The organism is Synechococcus sp. B60.1 (assembly GCF_047462555.1).
GTDB lineage: Bacteria > Cyanobacteriota > Cyanobacteriia > Thermostichales > Thermostichaceae > Thermostichus.
In genome coordinates this window covers 1,966-3,450 of sequence record NZ_JANSJN010000153.1, presented here as the reverse complement: position 1 = coordinate 3,450, position 1,485 = coordinate 1,966, and the positions used below count along the sequence as shown (strand labels likewise).

Below are 1,485 nucleotides of genomic sequence, written 5' to 3'. Positions count from 1 at the left end.
TCATGATGGCAAACTTCCCTGAGGAAGCGCGAAGATTGACAACACAACCTTAAAACATCCGTTAAGTTCTGTCAACTGGCTTTCGGAAATCTGAGAAGGGATCCCCCAGCCTCAGCGGTTGGAGCGGCGACTGCCGGTGGGGGAGAAGAGGGCTTCCAGGGCCTGGCTGAGGGTTGGCTCCATCACCACCCGGTCTTCGTAGGCGGCGATGACCCGGGTAAGCTGGGGCAGGCGGCCCTGTTCTGCCTCCAGGTAGAGGGGCTGGACGTAGAGAAGCGAGGTCTCGATGGGGATAACCAGCAGCGTGCCCAGGTTCACCCGCGACCCGTGTTCGTTCCAGAGGGCAATTTGCTCGGAAATGGCGGGATCCTGGTTGACCCGCGCCTCTACTTGTTCCGGCCCGTAGATGAGGCGCTGCTTGGAAAACTCATACACCAGCAGCTTGCCGTAGTTTTCCCCATCGCAGCGGGCGGCCATCCAAGCCACCATGTTCTGCTTGTTGAGGGGGGTAAAGGGGGAAAGCAAGACAAACTGGGGCTGGTTTTCCTCCGGCAAGGTGAGGATAAGGTACTGCGGCTGCATGGGGAGGCGCCGTTGCTTGCGGAACTGGTTGGGGATCTGCCACTGGTCTTCCCGGTTGTAGAAAACCCGGGGATCCGTCATGTGGTAGGTGGCAAATTGCTGCACTTGCAGGCGGAAGAGATCCTGGGGGTAGCGGATGTGCTGCCGCAGCGGCTCCGGCATGGCCTCTAGGGGCTGGAACAGGGTGGGGTAAATGCGGGCGTAGGCTTGGATGAGGGGATCCCGAGGATCAGCAATGTACCAGTCGATGCTGCCGTTGTAGGCGTCCAGCACCGCCTTGACGGAGTTGCGGATGTAATTGAAGGGGAAGCCGGGCAGATGCTCCGAGTAGGGGTAGCGGCTGCTGGTGGTGTAGGCATCGAAAAACCAGTAGAGTTTGCCCCCTTGAATCACCAGGTAGGGATCCCGGTCGTAGAGCAAAAAGGGCATCACCTGGCGCACCCGTTCCCGGATCTGGCGGCGATAGAGAAAGCGGGTGGTAGAGGAAAGCTCGCGGCTGAGAAGAATGCGCAGATCCCGGAAGTGCCAGGCGTAGAGAAAGCGCTGCCAGAGGTGGGGGATGGGCACGCCGCCCGTGCCGCGGTAGCTGCTGTAGACATAGCGATCGGCAGCGGGATAGTCCAGCTCCCTTGCCTCGGCTCCCACAAACACGTCGGTAGTGGTCAGCTCGCCGTAGTAGAGAGCCGGCTGTTCCACCCGCAGCACCTGCGCCACCTCCGGGTAGCGGGGAGAAACCCGCGGTGGGATATCCGAGAGAAAAAAGTCCGGCAGTCCCTCTGGGGTAACCACGTTCACCGGGCTGAGGGTGAGGCCATAGCCGTGGGTGTAGAAAAACCGCTGGTTAACCCAAGTTTGGGCCGTAGGCGGCACCTGGGCAAAGTCCAATTCCCGCGCAGCGTGCAT

1 protein-coding gene is annotated in these 1,485 nt (G+C 60.7%); it reads right to left on the bottom strand.

Going from position 1 to position 1,485, the window contains the following annotated elements:
* Window positions 1-111: 111 nt before the first annotated feature.
* A partial coding sequence (locus NW863_RS12520; RefSeq protein WP_414366756.1) for a UPF0182 family protein occupies window positions 112-1,485 on the bottom strand: 1,374 nt, incomplete at its 5' end.